This window comes from Methylorubrum sp. SL192, from assembly GCF_026672325.1.
GTDB lineage: Bacteria > Pseudomonadota > Alphaproteobacteria > Rhizobiales > Beijerinckiaceae > Methylobacterium > Methylobacterium extorquens.
In genome coordinates, this window is the sequence record NZ_JAPPQV010000003.1 from 2,509,247 (window position 1) to 2,525,431 (window position 16,185).

Annotated in this window: 20 protein-coding genes; 10 read left to right on the forward strand and 10 right to left on the reverse strand. The window is 69.3% G+C overall.

The genetic code is table 11. From position 1 onward, the window contains the following. Positions 1-25 precede the first annotated feature (25 nt). The 3 genes from grxC (at position 26) to OVA30_RS12600 (ending at position 1,720) form a co-directional block, all read left to right on the forward strand. Positions 26-283, forward strand: coding sequence for a glutaredoxin 3 (grxC, locus tag OVA30_RS12590; protein WP_003603127.1), 258 nt, complete (start codon positions 26-28; stop codon positions 281-283). Beyond that, positions 280-1,125 carry a carbon-nitrogen hydrolase family protein gene (locus tag OVA30_RS12595; protein ID WP_268175617.1) on the forward strand — a complete coding sequence of 282 codons (846 nt, stop codon included), beginning with the start codon at positions 280-282 and terminating at the stop codon, positions 1,123-1,125. Before grxC ends, OVA30_RS12595 begins: the two co-directional genes overlap by 4 nt. Positions 1,126-1,243: 118 nt before the next feature. Continuing rightward, positions 1,244-1,720 carry a DUF1178 family protein gene (locus OVA30_RS12600; protein WP_268175618.1) on the forward strand — a complete coding sequence of 159 codons (477 nt, stop codon included), beginning with the start codon at positions 1,244-1,246 and terminating at the stop codon, positions 1,718-1,720. Positions 1,721-1,738: 18 nt separating this feature from the next. Here the strand turns inward: OVA30_RS12600 and OVA30_RS12605 are convergent, their stop codons facing one another. After that, on the reverse strand, positions 1,739-2,803 hold the full coding sequence (locus tag OVA30_RS12605) for a PAS domain-containing protein (protein WP_268175619.1): 1,065 nt from the start codon (positions 2,801-2,803) through the stop codon (positions 1,739-1,741). A gap of 174 nt (positions 2,804-2,977) precedes the next feature. Between OVA30_RS12605 and msrA the strand changes: the two genes are divergently transcribed. Both msrA and OVA30_RS12615 read left to right on the forward strand, forming a co-directional pair. Further along, entirely contained in the window at positions 2,978-3,637 is a 660-nt protein-coding gene (gene msrA / locus OVA30_RS12610) for a peptide-methionine (S)-S-oxide reductase MsrA (protein WP_003603122.1), read from the forward strand. Between the two features lie 104 nt (positions 3,638-3,741). After that, entirely contained in the window at positions 3,742-4,245 is a 504-nt protein-coding gene (locus tag OVA30_RS12615; RefSeq protein ID WP_003603121.1) for a TIGR00645 family protein, read from the forward strand. 86 nt (positions 4,246-4,331) lie between these two features. On the opposite strand, the gene OVA30_RS12620 is transcribed toward OVA30_RS12615, so the two are convergent. Together OVA30_RS12620 and mepA are read right to left on the reverse strand one after the other, a co-directional pair. After that, positions 4,332-4,787 (reverse strand): helix-turn-helix domain-containing protein, encoded by a 456-nt coding sequence (locus OVA30_RS12620; RefSeq protein ID WP_442786101.1) that lies wholly within the window; start codon positions 4,785-4,787, stop codon positions 4,332-4,334. A 34-nt stretch (positions 4,788-4,821) separates the two neighbouring features. Further along, positions 4,822-5,751: a penicillin-insensitive murein endopeptidase gene (gene mepA / locus OVA30_RS12625; protein ID WP_056455862.1), complete on the reverse strand. Its 930-nt coding sequence runs from the start codon at positions 5,749-5,751 to the stop codon at positions 4,822-4,824. Positions 5,752-5,877: 126 nt separating this feature from the next. On the opposite strand from mepA, the gene OVA30_RS12630 reads away from it, so the two are divergent. Continuing rightward, positions 5,878-6,273, forward strand: coding sequence for a PRC-barrel domain-containing protein (locus OVA30_RS12630; protein WP_012254554.1), 396 nt, complete (start codon positions 5,878-5,880; stop codon positions 6,271-6,273). Between the two features lie 30 nt (positions 6,274-6,303). Here OVA30_RS12630 and OVA30_RS12635 read toward each other — a convergent pair whose 3' ends face one another. From OVA30_RS12635 to tlpA, 3 genes are all read right to left on the reverse strand, one after another. After that, a complete protein-coding gene (locus OVA30_RS12635) occupies positions 6,304-6,651 on the reverse strand; it encodes a hypothetical protein (protein ID WP_012254555.1) in 348 nt (115 codons plus the stop codon). An 85-nt stretch (positions 6,652-6,736) separates the two neighbouring features. After that, positions 6,737-7,978 carry a Na+/H+ antiporter NhaA gene (gene nhaA / locus OVA30_RS12640; protein WP_268175621.1) on the reverse strand — a complete coding sequence of 414 codons (1,242 nt, stop codon included), beginning with the start codon at positions 7,976-7,978 and terminating at the stop codon, positions 6,737-6,739. Positions 7,979-8,067: 89 nt separating this feature from the next. After that, positions 8,068-8,709, reverse strand: coding sequence for a thiol:disulfide interchange protein TlpA (gene tlpA, locus OVA30_RS12645; protein WP_268175622.1), 642 nt, complete (start codon positions 8,707-8,709; stop codon positions 8,068-8,070). Positions 8,710-8,748: 39 nt separating this feature from the next. Here tlpA and argH point away from each other — a divergent pair, with 39 nt between their 5' ends. From argH to OVA30_RS12660, 3 genes are all read left to right on the forward strand, one after another. Further along, entirely contained in the window at positions 8,749-10,140 is a 1,392-nt protein-coding gene (argH, locus tag OVA30_RS12650; RefSeq protein ID WP_268175623.1) for an argininosuccinate lyase, read from the forward strand. Between the two features lie 96 nt (positions 10,141-10,236). Beyond that, entirely contained in the window at positions 10,237-10,548 is a 312-nt protein-coding gene (locus tag OVA30_RS12655) for a hypothetical protein (protein WP_268175624.1), read from the forward strand. Positions 10,549-10,703: 155 nt separating this feature from the next. Further along, positions 10,704-11,387 (forward strand): invasion associated locus b family protein, encoded by a 684-nt coding sequence (locus tag OVA30_RS12660; RefSeq protein ID WP_268175625.1) that lies wholly within the window; start codon positions 10,704-10,706, stop codon positions 11,385-11,387. A 175-nt stretch (positions 11,388-11,562) separates the two neighbouring features. On the opposite strand, the gene OVA30_RS12665 is transcribed toward OVA30_RS12660, so the two are convergent. Both OVA30_RS12665 and OVA30_RS12670 read right to left on the reverse strand, forming a co-directional pair. After that, complete coding sequence (locus OVA30_RS12665) at positions 11,563-11,817, reverse strand: hypothetical protein (RefSeq protein ID WP_003604178.1); 255 nt, start codon at positions 11,815-11,817, stop codon at positions 11,563-11,565. Positions 11,818-12,258: 441 nt separating this feature from the next. After that, positions 12,259-12,945, reverse strand: coding sequence for an HAD family hydrolase (locus tag OVA30_RS12670; protein WP_268175626.1), 687 nt, complete (start codon positions 12,943-12,945; stop codon positions 12,259-12,261). A 272-nt stretch (positions 12,946-13,217) separates the two neighbouring features. Here OVA30_RS12670 and OVA30_RS12675 point away from each other — a divergent pair, with 272 nt between their 5' ends. Further along, a complete protein-coding gene (locus OVA30_RS12675; protein ID WP_268175627.1) occupies positions 13,218-14,987 on the forward strand; it encodes a carbamoyltransferase family protein in 1,770 nt (589 codons plus the stop codon). Between the two features lie 63 nt (positions 14,988-15,050). Here the strand turns inward: OVA30_RS12675 and OVA30_RS12680 are convergent, their stop codons facing one another. Continuing rightward, the gene (locus OVA30_RS12680) at positions 15,051-15,395 is read right to left on the reverse strand and encodes a hypothetical protein (RefSeq protein WP_268175628.1); all 345 of its coding nucleotides are present in this window, start codon (positions 15,393-15,395) and stop codon (positions 15,051-15,053) included. Between the two features lie 96 nt (positions 15,396-15,491). Continuing rightward, on the reverse strand, positions 15,492-16,166 hold the full coding sequence (locus OVA30_RS12685) for a haloacid dehalogenase type II (RefSeq protein ID WP_015951684.1): 675 nt from the start codon (positions 16,164-16,166) through the stop codon (positions 15,492-15,494). Positions 16,167-16,185: the final 19 nt, after the last annotated feature.

Genomic DNA, 16,185 nt, shown 5'->3' on the forward strand with positions numbered 1-16,185 from the left:
CCCCATTCGGGCACGCGACGGACCTATGCAGCCGGTCACGATCTACACCACCGCCTGGTGCCCCTATTGCTCGGCGGCCAAGAGCCTGCTGCGCGAAAAAGGCGTCTCCTTCAACGAGATCGACGTCGAGAAGACGGCGGGCTCCCGCGCGACCATGGTCCAGCGGGCCGGCGGACGCACCTCGGTGCCGCAGATCTTCGTCGGCGACCGGCATGTCGGCGGCTGCGACGACCTCTACGCGCTGGAGCGCGCCGGCGATCTCGATCCGCTGCTCGCGGCATGACGGACCTGTCCGACCACAAGCCCTTCACCGCCGCCTGCGTGCAGATGCGCGGCGGGCGCGATCCGGCCGTCAACCGCGAGGCTGCCGTGCAGGCGGTGCGCGAGGCCGCCCGCCGGGGTGCCGCCTATGTCCAGACGCCCGAGACGACCTCGCTGATCGAGCGCGACCGCACCGCCCTGTTCGAAAAGGTCGGGCCGCAGGAGAGCGACGCCACGCTCGCCGCCCTCCGCGAGGTCGCGCGGGCGGAACAGATCGTTCTGCAAATCGGATCGCTGGCGATCCGCGAGGGCGAGAAGATCGCCAACCGCGCCTTTCTGATCGACGCCGCGGGCGAGATTCAAGCGGCTTACGACAAGCTCCACCTCTACGACGTCGATCTGCCCAACGGTGAGAGCTGGCGCGAATCGGCGACCTATTCGGGCGGCGACTGCGCCGTGGTCGCGCAGACGCCGCTCGCCAGCCTCGGGCTGACGATCTGCTACGACATCCGCTTTCCCGCCCTCTACCGGGCGCTGGCCGAGGCGGGCGCCACGGTGATGACCGCGCCGGCTTGCTTCACCCGCCAGACCGGCGAGGCGCACTGGCACATCCTGCAGCGGGCGCGGGCCATCGAGACCGGCTCATTCATGATCTCGGCGGCGCAAGGCGGCCGGCACGAGGACGGACGCGAGACCTTCGGCCACTCGCTCATCGTCGATCCCTGGGGCCGCATCCTCGCCGAGGCCGAGGGCGACGCGCCGGGCATCATCCTCGCCGAGATCGACCTCGCGCGGGTCGCGGATGCACGCGCCCGCATTCCCACCCTGTCCCACGCGCGCAGCTTCGGCGTGCGCCGCGCCTGAAGCCATCCCATCTAAGCATCATCCCGAAAGGTGGCCTCCGGCTTTCGGAAGAGATGGTGCAAAAATAAGAGGATAGAGCATCCTTGGATCCGGTATCCAGGACGATGCTCTAAGGGTCATGATCCTTTTCACTCTCGCCTGTGATTCGGGCCACCAGTTCGAGAGCTGGTTTCCCTCCAACGCGGCCTACGACGAGCAATCGGCCCGCGGGCTCGTCACCTGTCCGTTCTGCGACTCGGCCAGAGTCGCCAAGGCACCGATGGCCCCGGCGGTGGCGCGCACCGACCGTGGCCGGGCCGAAACGCCGACGCCGCAGCCTCCGGTTCCGGCGGCGCCGACTGGGGTGCCGATGCCGATGCTCGCCGCCGAGCCGGAGCGACAGTTGCGCGCCCTGATGCGGGCCGTGCGCGAGCACGTCGTCTCGACCGCGGAGGATGTCGGCGAGCGCTTCGCCGACGAGGCGCGGGCGATCCATTACGGCGATGCGGAGGGGCGCCCGATCTACGGCGAGGCCAGCCCGCAGGAAGCGCGGGCGCTGGTCGAGGAGGGCATCGAGGTCATGCCCCTGCCGCCGGCCCCCGACGACCGGCACTGACGTCTGAGCAGTGGGGGATTAGACCCCGATGCGCTCAGCCGGAAAGCGGAGTTCGACGGCGGTGCCCGCCGGATCGCTTGGTCGGACGCGGATCGTACCGCCGACCTGCCGGCTCAGAACATCGATCAGCGTCGCCTCGAAGCTCCCGTCGCCCGTGGCGCTCGGACCGATCCCGTCATCCTCCACCGCCACCGTGACCTCCGCTCCATCGCGGGCGATGCGAACGGTCAGCCGTCCGGCCCGGGACGGGAAGGCGTGGCGCACGGCGTTGGAGACGACCTCGTTGACGATGAGCGCGAGCGGCCCCGCCGCCTCGGGCCGGACGCGGAGCGGCGCGAGATCGAGCGCAAGCGCGATGTCGCGCCGGCCAGAGGCCTCGACCAGGGTCTCGGCGATCTCACGGACGAGATCGCCGAGATCGTGGCCCGCACTCTCTTCCGGCGGGGCGGACTGGCGGTAGAGCGTGCTGAGCGCATCGATGCGCCCGATCGCCTCGCCGAGCGCCGCGCGAACCGCCGGATCGGCGCTGTTGCCGCTCTGAAGCGTCAGCATGGCCGAGATCATCTGGAGATCGTTGCGGGCGCGATGTCCGATCTCGCGCAGCAGCAGGGCGTTCGCGTCGAGGGCGTCACGCGTCCGGTCGCGCTCGGCCGCGAGCGCGTGGCGCTCGCTGACGTCGAACTGCGAGGCGAAGTAGAACAGCAGCGTGCCGTCCTCGTCGTGGACGGGGCTGATATACAGCGCGTTGTGGAAGGTCGAGCCGTCCTTGCGGTAGTTCAGAAGCTCTTCATGCACGTCCCGCTCGGCATCGATCGCGGCACGAATCCGAGCCACCGCGTCGAAATCGGTGCCGGGCCCCTGCAGGAAGCGGCAATTGCGGCCGGTCACCTCCAGCCGCGTGTACCCGGTGAGCCGCAGGAACGCGTCGTTGGCATAGATGATCGGATTGTCGAGCCGGCGCGGGTCCGTGATGATCATCGCCATGCGGGTGGCTCGCACGGCCGCCGCGAAGGGGTCGCCCTTGCCGGAACGGACGCTGGCGCGAACCCGCTCCGTCAGTTGCCAGTCGTCGCCGGGCTCCATCTGTTCCCGATCGCTCCCCAGGTGCGAATGGCACGGCCGAAGCCGCCGAGGGCGCGGCCTCACCTGACCCTGTCGCCAAAGCAGACGGCGATGACCATATCAAGCGAAATCGAGCGGGATGCACACCGGCGCGCCGACTGCGTGCCCGCCCCGCGACCACCAGAGGAAACAGCGATGCTTCTGTTCCGCAAGCGGCCCGAGATGCCGGCCCCGTCCGAGGTGCTGCCCGGCCGGCCGAATCCCCTCCCGACCGCCGAGCGCCATTTCGTCAACGGCAATCCCCTGAAGGGGCCCTATCCGGAGGGCGTCGAGACGATCGTGCTCGGGCTCGGCTGCTTCTGGGGCGCCGAGCGCAAGTTCTGGGAATTGCCCCAGGGCGTCCACGTCACCGCCGTGGGCTATGCCGGAGGCACCACGCCCAACCCGACCTACGAGGAGGTCTGCTCCGGGCTCACGGGCCACAACGAGGTCGTCCTGGTCGCCTATGACCCCGCCGTGCTGCCGCTGGAGGCCGTGCTCAAGACCTTCTTCGAGAGCCACAACCCGACGCAGGGGTATCGCCAGGGCAACGATGTCGGCACCCAGTACCGCTCCGGCATCTACACGGGCAGCGAGGCCCAGGCCGCGACGGCACGGGCCGTGCGCGATTCCTACGCGCAGGCGCTCGACGCACGGGGCTACGGGCCGATCACGACGGAGATCGTACCGCTCGAGACCTTCTACTTCGCGGAAGAGTACCACCAGCAATACCTCGCCAAGAATCCCGGCGGCTATTGCGGGCTCGGCGGCACCGGCGTGTCCTGCCCCGTGGGTGTCGGCGTCGCGGCGGAGTGAGTCTCCGGTCGGCCCCGGCAAGGCCGGTCCAAGCTTGACCGTCTTGCGGGGCCGTTGCGCCCATGCCAAATCCCGGCCCCTCGGATGGCCGGGATCGAGAGACAATGCTGGAACGTGGCTTCGAACGCTTTCTCTTCGCCTGCCGGTGGCTGCTGGCGCCGTTCTACGCCGCGCTGACGATCGCGCTCGTCGTCCTGCTGGTCCGGCTGCTGCTGGAACTCGGCCACGTCGTCACGCACGCGTTCGAGTCCACCGAGTCGCAGACCATCCTCGGCGTTCTCGCGCTGGTCGATCTGACCTTCACCGGCTCGCTGCTGATCATCGTGATCTTCTCAGGCTACGAGAATTTCGTCTCGAAGTTCGATCACACCGACCACAAGGACTGGCCCACCTGGATGGGCACCATCGACTTCAGCGGGCTCAAGCTGAAGCTGATCTCCTCCATCGTCGCGATCTCGGCGATCCAGCTGCTGAAGTCGTTCCTCGACGTGAAGAACTACAGCGACCGCGATCTGTCCTGGCTGGTCGGCATCCACATGGTGTTCGTCGTATCCGGCCTGCTGATGGCGCTGACCGACCGGCTCTCGGCCGGACACCACGAGAAGTAGGGTTTTTGCCCGCACCTGCGACTCAAGCAGCGACACGATTTTTTCAAGTTCGTGCTGCTTCGGAGATCGGGTCTTCTTGAAACCCCTCAGGCAGCTGCCGAGGACTTGCTCTTGGCGCGCTTACTTTTGGCACGCTTGCTCTCGGCCCGCTGGCGACGCGGAGCCTCTTCCGAGCCGATCGGGTAAGGCTTGGCCAGCGCGGCAATCGGGATCTTCCAAGCCTCGCTGACGGCCCGGATCTGATCCAGCGTCATCCCGCGCTTGCAGCCGAGGATTTCCGAAGCCCGCGAGCGTGAGCCGAGCAATTCGGCAAGCTCCGCTTGGCTACGCCCAAGATGCTCGATCGCGTAGTGCAGAAGCTCGATCGGATTGCTTTCTGGGATCGGGTAATGCCGGCTCTCGTAGGCTTCGATCAGCGTTATCAGCACGTCGAAGCGCTCCGCCTCCGGCGTGCCGAACGCGGGTTCCCGTATGAAGTAGGGTTCGATCTCCCTGAGAGCCCAAGTCAGATCATCGTCGTTCCGGATGGCTCTGACATCCATCATCCTACCGTCTCCGAATCAATCCGACGGTACGCTACCGCGCGTGCAGCACCGCCCGGCAGGCGTCGGGCAGGCCGGCGAGTGTCATCGGCGGGCGGGGCTTCGGCGGTGTCTTGGGCTTGGGCGGGTTCAGCACCGCCGCGCTGAACCAGTAATCGAGTTCGGAGCCGCAGCCGTCGCCGGAGGGCGGGGGCGCCTGGTCATCGCAGGCGCCGTCGCCGGCCGGGCAGGCGAGGCGGATATGGTAGTGGTAGTTGTGCCCGTACATCGGGCGCACCTTGGTGAGCCAGCCGCGATCCCCGCCCGCCTCGCGGCACAGGGCCTTCTTGATCGCCGCGTTCACGAAGATCCGCGCCACCTCGGGCTGCTTGGCCGTCATGCGGATCAGCGCGGTATGCTGGCGCGTCCAGACGTCGGGATCGATGTCGAGCCGGTCCGAGCGCACCATGTCGGTGGCCGAGGTCTCCTCGCGCTCGGCCCGGGTCATGCGGTGGTCCGGCATCGGCGTGAGCCAGACGTCCACGTCGAGGCCGAGCTGGTGCGAGGCGTGGCCGGTGAGCATCGGCCCGCCGCGGGGCTGTGACATGTCGCCGACGAGAAGGCCGGGCCAGCCGGCCTGCGGCGCGCGGGCGGCGAGCCGCTCGATGAAATCCACGAGATGGGGCGTGCCCCACATCCGGTTGCGGGAGGGCCGCATCACCTGCCAGGTCGCACCGTCGAGGGGCAGTGCCTCGCCGCCGGAGAAGCAGCCCTTGGCGTAGGAGCCGAACGGCCGCGCCGGCCCGCTGGCCGGCCCGGTGACGCGGCCGAACAGGGCCTTGGCCGGCGTCGAGGGATCGTTCGGGTTGGCGAGCGGCGGCAGCGGCTTCGGGTTGACGCTGCCGCGGTCCTGCGCCGCGGCCGGGCTCAGCAGCGCCGGAAGGGCAAGCGCGAGGGCAGGGAGTGTCAGGCGGGTCAACGGCATGCGCGGTGGCTCGTCCGGGATGGCGGGGCAGGATGGGGCAAGGGTGGGTGCCGCACCGGCCGGAACGTGCCCGGCCGCATGGGCGTTTTTTATGGCAAGCTGTAACAACGTTGCAGGATGATCGCCATGGATCCGGTTCGTTCCGAAGCTGCGGCCAATGCGGCGCCCCCGCCCCGCAGCCTGATCGCCAGCGATCGCGTCATCGGCACCGAGGTACGTCGGACCGACGGGAGCAAGGTCGGCCGCATCGAGCGGCTGATGCTCGACAAGCGCTCCGGCCGCGTCGCCTACGCGGTGATGAGCTTCGGCGGCTTCCTGGGCATGGGCGAGGAATACTACACGCTGCCCTGGGCGGTTTTGCGCTACGACACGGGCCTCGATGCCTACGTCGTCGACATCACCGAGGCGCAGCTGCGCGACGCGCCCGCCCGCTCGCCGGAGGGCGGCGACCCGGAGGACGAGCGCGCCTGGGAGGAGCACGTCCACCGCTACTACAACGCGGCGCCGTATTGGGGGATCTGAGGACGCCTGGACCCTCTTCGGGACGACGCTCTACGGCCGGGTCAGGAATCCGATCGGCTCCCGCGGCGGCTGGCCGAGCCAAACCAGCACGGCCCCGAGCCCGAGCCCGAACAGGGCCGCCGGGACGAGGCCGAGTGGCGTCAGCAGAACCGTATCCGCCCAGGGCGCCGCCTGCCGGATCGTGGTTCCGAGTGCGGTGATCCGCTCCTGCGGCAGGGACTGGATCAGTTCGGCGAGGCTCGTCACCCGCAGGCCGTTATTGGCGATGGAGCGGGCGCCGTCGTAGCAGAGCTGCACGAAGCCAGCCGCCATCATCAGGAGCCCGAGCGCCCGGCTGAAGAACGGCAGTCCGAGGAAACGGGAAACGGTTCGCAGCATGTTCGCCCTCGCGCGGGATGACGGGCCGGAAGACGGACCACCTACCACCGCGACGCTTCCGGCCTGAGTAGGCCGAGGCCGGAGGTCAAGGCAAGCGGTCGGGCTCGGCTCCAAGGCCCCGGCGCGGGCTCGCCTCCCGCACGGTCGCCCGGGCGAGCAGCACGGCACCGAACAGCGCCGAGAGCAGCGAGCCGCCGAGGACGCCGAGCTTGGTCTCGGTCTCGTGCAGGCCATCCGTGAAGGCGAGCGCGCCGATGAACAGGCTCATGGTGAAGCCGATGCCGCAGAGGAGCGCGACGCCGTAGACTTGAACCCAGGTCGCCCCCGCCGGGCGGGAAACGAGGCCAAGGGCGGCGGCAAGCCGAACGCTCGCGAAGATGCCGACCTGCTTGCCGAGGAACAGGCCGAGCGCGACGCCGAGGGTCACGGGCTCGATCAGCGCCCGCGCCGGCAAGCCGAGGAGCGTCACCCCGGCATTGGCAAAGCCGAAGATCGGCACGATCAGGAATGAGACCCAGGGCGTCAGGGCGTGTTCCAGACGGTGCAGGGGCGAAGTCACGTCCTCCGGTCGGCCCGGGCTCGGGCGGATCGGCACGAACAGGGCGAGCAGCACGCCGGCCACCGTGGCGTGAACGCCGGAGCGCAGGACGAACACCCAAAGGACGAGGCCCGCGAGGAGATAGGGCAGGAGCGCGCGCACACCGAGGCGGTTGAGGGCAAACAGCACGGCCAGCATCCCGGCCGAGGCCGCCAGCATCGTGGTATCGAGCTGCCCCGTATAGAACAGCGCGATGATCACCACGGCGCCGAGATCGTCGACGATGGCCACCGCCGACAGGAAGATCTTGAGTGAAACGGGCACGCGCGAGCCCAACAGCGCGAGGACGCCCAGCGCGAAGGCGATGTCGGTCGCGGCGGGGATCGCCCAGCCCCGAGCCGTGGACTGCCCGGCGTTGAAGGCGAGGTAGACCAGGGCCGGCACGGCCATGCCGGCCGCGGCAGCAAGCCCCGGCAGCACCCGGTCGGGCCAGGTGCGCAGGCGCCCGTCCAGTCCCTCGCGCTTGATCTCGAGGCCGACCAGAAGGAAGAACACGACCATCAGGCCGTCGTTGATCCAGTGCATCAGGCTCAAGGGCCCGAGATGGATGTGCAGGAGGTCGTGATAGGCCTGCGCCAGGGGCGAATTGGCGACCACGAGCGCGGCGCCGGCCGCGGCCATGAGCACGATGCCGCCGGCCGCCTCGTTCGTGAGAAAGCGGCGCGTCGCCGAGTACGAGCGTTGCAGAGGGCGCGGGAGCGCACGGACGGAGGGGGGCGGCGGCTTCATGCCGTGACCCGTTGCCCGCCCTGGACCGGCACCGCAACCCGCTGGCTTGGAAAATCGGGCTGCCTTGGAAAATCAGGCACCTTGGACAATCAGGAGGATTTCGCCAGCGCCGCCCGGATCAGCCGCTTGCCGTCCTCGCTCGACCACTCGGCCGGGCCCTTCATCACGCCGAGCGTACAGCCCTTTGCGTCGATCAGCATCGTCGTCGGCAGCCCCGTGGAGCCGACCGCCGACTGGATCACCGGCAGCACCTTGCCCTCGGGGTCGCCGTAATAGGTCAGTCGCGCGATGCCGTTGGCCTTGAACCATGCGGGCGGCTTGTCGAGGTTGCGTGTCTCGACATTGATCGCCACCACTTGGAAGCTGTCGCCACCGAGTTCCGCCTGAAGGCGATCGAGGGCCGGCATCTCCGCCTTGCAGGGGGCGCACCACGTCGCCCACAGGTTCACCAGGAGCAGTTTTCCGCGCAAGGATGCGAGATCGGTCGGCGCGCCGTCCGGGCCCTTGAAGGCGACGGCGGGTGCCGGCTTCAGGGGAGCGGAGGCGTCGAAAGCGGCGACGTCGCCGCGGGCCAGCGGCGCGAGCCGGGCCGCGACCGGGGCGGCTTCGGCGCAGGGGCCGGAGGCCGCGAGGTTGCCGAGGTTCGAGCCCGTCCCGTATAGGGCGAGGCCGCCGACGAGGACGGCGGCGAGCGCGCCGCCGGCGGCAAGGATTTTCGGGGTCGCCGTCACGGCTGAACCTCGTTTCGCGTGCGGAAGGTGGGATCAGCCATGAGCAACCGGATGTGGGGTGGACGCTTCGCCAGCGGCCCGGCCGAGATCATGGAGGAGATCAACGCCTCCATCGGGTTCGACAGGCGCCTTGCGTCCCAGGACATCCGCGGCTCGCTGGCGCATGTCGCGATGCTGGGGAGCCAAGGCATCCTGCCGGCCGAGGATGTGGCAGCCATCGAAGCCGGGCTCAAGTCCGTCGAGGCGGAGATCGCGCGCGGCGAATTCGTCTTCCGGCGCGAGTTGGAGGACATCCACATGGCGGTGGAGAGCCGCCTGACCGAGATCGTCGGCCCCGCCGCCGGGCGCCTGCACACCGCCCGCTCGCGCAACGATCAGGTCGCCACCGACATGCGGCTATGGGTGCGCGACACCCTCGACGCCCTCGACGCGCAGGTCGCCGACCTGCAGCGGGCGCTGGCCGAGACGGCGGTGAAGCATGCCGGGACGGTGATGCCGGGCTTCACCCACCTGCAATCGGCCCAGCCCGTCACCTTCGGCCATCACTGCCTCGCCTATGTCGAGATGCTGGCGCGCGACCGCGGCCGGTTCCGCGACGCGCGGGCGCGGCTCAACGAATGCCCGCTCGGCGCCGCCGCACTCGCCGGCACCTCCTTCCCGATCGACCGGCACGCCACGGCCGCCGCCCTCGGCTTCGACCGGCCGACCGCGAACTCGCTCGATTCCGTGGCCGACCGCGACTTCGCGCTGGAATCGCTCTCGGCGGCCTCGATCTGCGCGGTCCACCTCTCGCGCTTCGCCGAAGAGCTGGTGGTGTGGACCTCGGCCCAGTTCGGCTTCGTGCGGCTCTCCGACGGCTTCACCACCGGCTCGTCGATCATGCCGCAGAAGCGCAATCCCGACGCCGCCGAACTCGTGCGCGCCAAGGCGGGGCGCATCATCGGCGCGCTCACGGGCCTGCTCATCGTGATGAAGGGGCTGCCGCTCGCCTATTCGAAGGACATGCAGGAGGACAAGGAAGGCACCTTCGACGCCCTGCAATCGCTCTCGCTGTGCCTTGCCGCCATGGCCGGCATGGTGCGCGACCTCGAACCCGTGGCCGAGACGCTCAAGCGCGCGGCGGGTTCGGGCTACGCCACCGCCACCGATCTCGCCGACTGGCTGGTGCGTGAGCTGAACATGCCGTTCCGGCAGGCCCACCACGTCACCGGCCGCGTCGTCGCGGTGGCCTCCGAGCGCGGGATCGGGCTGGAGGAACTCTCCCTCCAGGACATGCAGGCGATCGAGCCGGGCATCACGGACGCCGTCTTCGCGGTCCTCGGCGTCGAGAACTCGGTGGCGAGCCGCACCAGCTACGGCGGCACCGCACCGGACAACGTGCGCCGGCAGGCGGCAGCTTGGCTGGAAAAGCTCGGCCCTGTGGAGAAGTAAAAACAGCCCTGCGGGAACGGGCACGGAAAATGCGGCGTTCAGGTTTCAGCTAACTGAGCTTGGCTATCCGACTGTCCGAACCTGCGGAGTGCCGTCATGAACGTTGAGAGTTGGATCACCGTCGAGGAGACGCCTGCCCTAGCGGCGGAGGCCATGGCGGTCATCGACGCTCGCCTCGCACGGCTCACCGATGCGGAGCGGGGCGCCTTCTGGGCCTCGATCCGCAAGGCCTACAACACCCCCTACAACGATCCGGAGAAGCCGGCGCAGCCCAAGCCGGTCGAGCCGGCGGCCGGCACCATTCCGTCGGCGGTCGAGATCCGTCTTCCGGCGATCGATCCGTCGATCGACCTGCCCGCGGCCGCGGTCGCTTCGGCGACGCTCGCCGCGGAGATGCGGGCGGCCTGACACCGCGCCCGACCGCTTCAGGCTGCGTCGACGGGTGCGGCCCATGGCCGTTTTCGGTTAATCGGAGCGGTCAGGGGTTTCCTGTTACGCTGCGGCCCGTCATCTTGACGGCGCGTGAAGAGGGCCGACCCGGCCGTCCGTACACCCGAGTAACGATGCAGCGGCACCGCCTTTCGATCTCTCATCCCGCCTTTGGTCGCGGCCGCCCCCTCGCGGCCCTCGCGCTGGCCGCCGCGGTCGCCGGGGCACTGCCCGGCCCGTCCGGGCGTGCGCTCGCACAGGAGGGCATACAGGGAGCAGAGATCATCCTCGCCCGGTCGAGCCGCCGCGAGCCGAAGAGTTCGGCGCTTCCGCCGGGGATGCAACAGGCCGTCCCGCTGGCGGTGTTCGGCGACTGGAACGTCTTCACCAACGGCGCGCAGGGCCGCGACAAGCTCTGCTACGTCATCGCCCAGCCGACCACCCGCAGCCCCAAGACGCTCGCGCGCGACACCGGCTACCTGTTCGTCACCTTCCCCAAGGGCGGTGCCCAGGGGGAGATTGCGGTGATGCTCGGCTTCAAGCCGAAGCCGGCCGCCGCGCAAGCAAAGCCCGGCGCGGCCGCCGCTCCGAGCGACCCCTATCTCACGGTCGGCAGCACCCGCTACGGCCTCGTGGCGAAGGACGAGAACGCCTGGATCCAGAACCAGGCCGACGAGCCGCGCATCGTCACGGAGATGAGCCGGACCCAGACCGCGACGGTTCGCACGACCTCCCAGCGCGGCAAGCCGACTCAGGACGACTACGCGTTGGGCGGCTTCGCCGATGCGCTCAAGCGCGCACGCGAGGAGTGCAAGTAGGCCTTCGCATCGGAGGGCTGCATCGCCGGCCTTCCGCGTGGGCCCACTGATCCGGGACTGTCACGAACGGACGTGACCGTCTCGCGATCGAAGCTTCTGAAACGAACCCCGCAAAAACAAGCCGGCGGCCCGAAACGGCGCCGCCGGCTGTGTTCATGCGGTGTGTTGCGGAGGGTTACACCACCGCGCGCAGGCGCGGCTGGCGGCCTTTCTCGCGTGCCGCGCGGGCAGCTTGCTCCACGGTGCGGAACAGCGTGCCGTCGAGTCCGTCGAAGCGGCGCTCGGACGAGAAGAAGCGGACACCGCCGCGCTCGGGTACGGCGATGCCGGCGGTGATGTCGCCGATCTCGATCACGCGGGCGGGGGTCGCATCCGCGGCGGAGAGGTCGAGCGCGTCGTCGTCGAGGTAAGCGGTCTGGGCACGGGTCATGACGGGGTGAACTCCTGCGGCCTTCGTCGGCCGGTTATCGGCAAGGCGTTCGCGGGCGCTGCTCTAGCCCACGGATGTGACTGTCTGCCGACAACATCCCCATGCCCGGGCACCCCATCCGCCAGGCAACCTCGACTTCTTCCAAATAAAGCTACCGTTCACGGCCAGTCCTCCTCTCTCGCGAGGACCACGGCGCAAGTGCGTCGTGATGCATTAGCGTTTGATAACGCGGCGCAAGCTTGCCACTACAAATCACCGCGGCGCGAAGTCGTTCGCACGGTCTTAAGATGAGGTGCCAAACCCCAACCGTCAACGGAATGTTCTTTCGAAGTTCAGCTTGACAGAGAAAGTTCGCGCCGCGATTCGAGCGATCCGCGGCGCGTCCCGTCTGTCGGGGAAGGGCTCACGCCAAATCTAGCAAAGCCCGGGCCGAAACGGGCCTCATGCCCCGGCGATGATGCGCCCGAGATCGGCATGGGCCGAGAAGATGGCGGCGGCCCCGGCATCGAGGAGATCCCGTCCGGCCCGGTCGTGGCCCCAATGCCCGCCGCCGGTGAAGCCGACGACCCGCATTCCGGCCGCCCGCGCGGCCTGCACCCCCGGCACGCTGTCCTCGATCACGAGGCACTGCTCCGGCGCGATGCCCATCTGTTCAGCCGCGAACAGGAACAGGTCCGGGAACGGCTTTCCGCGCGCCACCTGCGCGGAGGAGAAGACGCGTCCCTCGAACAGCGGCAGCAGGCCGGTGAGCGAGAGCGAGCGGCGCAGCCGCACGGGGTCGCTGCTGGAGGCGACGCAGAACGGCAGGTTCAGGAGCCCCAGTGCCTCGGCGATTCCGGCCATGGCGGCCAGCTCCGCCTCGAAGGCGGCGAGCGTCTCCGCCTTCACGCGCTCGACGAAGCCGTCCGGGGCCGTGACCCCATCCTCGCGGGCCACGCGCTCCATGATCGAGGTCATGGAGGTGCCGGCGAACCGCTCCCGCACGCTGTCGACGCTGATCGCGAGCCCGATCCCGTTGAGCCCGCGCGTCAGGGTCGCGAGGCTGATCGGCTCGCTGTCGATCAGCACGCCGTCGCAGTCGAAGATCACGAGGGCGAGGGGAGGCGAGGCGGGGAAGGCGTCCGTCATCGGCGGCTCGTCTCGCACGGCAATCGAAGCACTGCAACGCAGCCGGGCCGTCGCTCGAAGTGGGGTTGCACCACATTTCGGGCGCCAACTGCGCGCCGCGGAGCGGGTTCGAGGACCGGAACGGTCGCTCGAACGCAAAAGCGCGGCGAAAGCTGAGGCCGCAGAGGTGGCCGTCGGCGTTCGAGGCCGAGCCAAAACGGGGCGGTCGCCCGCGAGCGATTGCCCGGCGCAACGTGGTTGTCGCCTCGCGTGCCGGCGTGTAGCCCGGCAGCATGCGCACCTATCTCGGCCTCGCCACGACCTTCCACGATCCGGCGCTCGCCCTCGTCGGGCCGGACGGGACCGTGCTGTTCGCCGAGGCCGCCGAGCGCTACCTGCAATACAAGCGCGCGCCGAACTGCGAGCCCGATCCCGGCACTCGCATGGCGGGCCTCTTGAAGCGTCACGTGCCCGAGGGGACGGATCTGGTCATCGCCACCTCCTGGGGCGAGCAGTTCTCGGAGTTTCTCAAAGGGCAGGCCGCGTCGGGCGCCTTCGAGCTGCCGGCCTTGGCCGCGCACCCCTCCACCCTCAACCGCTCCTTCGTGCCGGAGCGGGCCGAGCGCGTCTTCATCGCCGACCTCCACGCCATGCAGGCGCGGGCCGGCAACGGAACGGTGCTGGCGCTCGACAACGAAACCCGCGGGCTCAGCGGCAAGCCGCGGGCGACCATCGCCGGGCGGCGGCGCTACGCCCACCATCTGGCGCACGCCGCCTACGCCCTGTGGAGCAGCCCGTTCGAGGAGGCGACCGCGCTCATCGTCGACGGCATGGGCGAGACCGGCGCCGCGGCGATCTACCGCCTGAAGGACGGGCGGATCGAGGAGGTGCGGCGCCACCGCGGGCGCGGCTCGGTCGGCTTCCTCTACGGGCTCGTCACGGATCTCGCCGGCTTCGACCAGATCAAGGGCGAGGAATGGAAGATCATGGGGCTCGCGCCCTACGGCCGCACCGACCCCGACCTGATGGGGCTGCTGCGCCGCCTGTTCTCGGTCGAAGAGGGCCGCCTGAAATTCGCCGACGAGGCCACGGTGCAGACGGTCGCCGCCGAGATCCTGTCGCGGCGCCCGGGGGATGTCGGCGAGCAGGGCTGGGCCGACCTCGCCCGCTGCGGCCAGGACATTTTTTCCGAACTCATGGACGTGCTGGTGGCCGAGGCTTGGCGGCTCGCGGCGAGCGAAAACCTCGTCATCGCCGGCGGCTGCGGGCTCAACTCCTCCTATAACGGCCGCGTGCTCGGGCGCTCGGGCTTCCGCCGCCTGCACGTGCCCTCGGCCCCGGCCGATGACGGCAACGCCATCGGCGCCGCGTGGCTGGCGCTGGCCGAGGACGATCCCGACTGGAAGGGGCCGAAGCGCGAGACCCGCCCGCTCACGCCTTATCTCGGCTCGACCGTTTCCACCGAGCCGCTGGAGCGCATGGCCGAGTGGGAGCCCCGCGCCCGCCGCCTCGGCCACGAGGGCGTGACGCGGGAAGCCGCCAAGATCCTGGCCGAAGGCGGGCTCGTCGGCTGGGTGCAGGGCCGGGCGGAGTTCGGCCCGCGTTCGCTCGGCAACCGCTCGATCCTCGCCGACCCGCGCCCGGCCCATGCCAAGGAATCGCTGAACGCCAAGGTGAAGTATCGCGAGGCGTTCCGCCCCTTCGCGCCTTCGATCCTGGCCGAGGCCGGGCCCGACTGGTTCGAGGACTATGCCGACAGCCCCTATATGGAGCGCACGCTCGTATGGCGCGCGGCGGTGCGGGATCAGGTGCCGGCGGTGGTCCACGCCGACGGCACCGGCCGGCTCCAGAGCGTGACGCGCGCGCGCAACCCGGCCTACGCGGCTTTGATCGAGGCCTTCGCCGAGCTGACCGGCGTGCCAATCCTGCTCAACACCAGCTTCAACGTGATGGGCAAGCCGATCCTCCACACGGCGGAGGACGCGATCCTGATGTTCTACACCACCGGCCTCGATGCCATCGTGGTCGAGGACTGGATCCTGACGAAAAAGGCGCCCGCCTGAAGCGGACGCCCGTCATCCTCACGTAGAGCCAAGCCGCGCTCACGTAGAGCCAAGCCGCGAGAATTACTCGCAGACTTCGACCCGCCGGTAGGTGAACTCGACCTCGTCGAGCCACACCTTGCGGCGCTCGTAGTGGCAGATCGGGCCCCGGCGCGGCGGGGGCGCGACGTAGACCGGCTCTTCCTCGACATAGACCCGGCGCGCGGGCGGCGGGGGCGGAGGCGCAGCACCGTTGTTGAGGAGCGCGCCGACGGCGAGGCCGCCGATGACGCCGGCCGCAGCGCCACCGATCAGGGCACCGTTGCGGCCGTCGCGAGCGGAGGTCGGAGCGGCGGAGAGAACCGCAGCGCCGAGAAGCGCCGCGCAGATGCCCTTGCGGGCGAGGACGGAGAGGGACAGGGCGGGCACGAGAACCGATCCTTTGGACAACCGGACTAATCAGGCACGTGAGCCCGAATTAATCCGGTCAAGCTTAAGGATTGGCGAACGCGCCGTCGCGGCGGTTCAGATCACCGCGTCGAGGCTCTTCACGACCGCGCGAGGCGGCTGGTCTGGGTACTCATCGGGTTGTCCCTTGCGGTTCACCCACACCGCATCGAAGCCGAAGGCGGTGGCGCCCGCGATGTCCCAGCGGTTCGAGGAGAAGAACAAGACGGTGTTCCGCTCGGTGGCGAGTTGGTCGAGAACCATCTGGTAGGCGGCGGGCGCCGTCTTGAAGGTCCGGACGGGATCGACCGAGAGCACCGCGTCGAGCCGCTCGCCCAGACCGGAAGAGGCCACCGCCCGCTCCAGCATCGCGGCATTGCCGTTGGAGAAGAGGGCGGTCTTCACGCCGCGCTCGCGTAGACGTTCCAGGACGCCGGGCACCTCGTCGTAGGCGTCGAGGTCGCGATAGGCATCGAGGAGCTTTTCGCGAAAGCCCCGGTCGATCTCGGGGTGCTTCGCCAGCGCGAAATCGAGGGCGCGCTCGGTCAGGTCCCAGAAGGCGACGTAGCGGCCCATCAGGCCGTGCACCCAGGAATATTCGAGCTGCTTGGTGCGCCAGACCTCGGAGAGGCTGTCCGCCTGAGGCCCGAGCGCGCCGGCATGGCGCGCGACCGCCGAATGCACGTCGAACAAAGTGCCGTAGGCGTCAAAAACGGCGTAGCTTTTGCCGGAGCGGAGATCGGGGAGGGTCATACCGGGTGAAATGAGGCGC